Origin of the sequence: Richelia intracellularis HH01, from assembly GCF_000350105.1 — a bacterium.
GTDB lineage: Bacteria > Cyanobacteriota > Cyanobacteriia > Cyanobacteriales > Nostocaceae > Richelia > Richelia intracellularis.
The window spans coordinates 1-495 of sequence record NZ_CAIY01000008.1; the positions used below are offsets into that span (position 1 = coordinate 1).

Genomic DNA, 495 nt, shown 5'->3' on the forward strand with positions numbered 1-495 from the left:
CACACTTTAAATCAAGTATATCCGTGTGCTACTGACGCGGAACCTACTCAGTAGGTTCCTTGTCTGCATCGACCACTGGCGTTGGGTCGACGCTACTATTCGCTTCAGCTTTCTTAGCAGCTTTCGCTTCTGCGATCTTCGCCTTTTCAGCCTCTACAATTCTCTGATTCCAATAATCCATAAACTTGCCTGGATCATTGTCATGCTTTACACGCTCTTCGGCAGGTAAAGCATCAAATTGCTCTTGTGCTGCCACAATCGCATTCATGGCATCGTGATACGAGCCAATATTACTAAAGTCAACTTCCTCCCAGTTAGGTTCGCTAACTGGAGCAACTCCATATTTTCTTAACATTATGTTCAGATCCGCATCTTCCTTAAAATTTTGTTGAGTCAGCGTATCTTCTGAACAAACCAACGCAGTATCTTGAGATACTGCATTACGATCATAATTGTAGGGCGTACGTAACATATTCGTTCCTCACTTCATTAATA

The 495-nt window shown here is 42.8% G+C and carries 1 protein-coding gene; it reads right to left on the reverse strand.

Annotated elements, in window-relative coordinates; all coding sequences use genetic code 11:
* Positions 1-43: 43 nt before the first annotated feature.
* Positions 44-472, reverse strand: coding sequence for a hypothetical protein (locus RINTHH_RS00715; protein WP_008231648.1), 429 nt, complete (start codon positions 470-472; stop codon positions 44-46).
* Between the last annotated feature and the right edge of the window lie 23 nt (positions 473-495).

Excerpts from the sequence above, each read along its gene's own strand:
- RINTHH_RS00715 (WP_008231648.1), bottom strand. The coding sequence starts at position 472 with ATGTTACGTACGCCCTACAATTATGATCGTAATGCAGTATCTCAAGAT.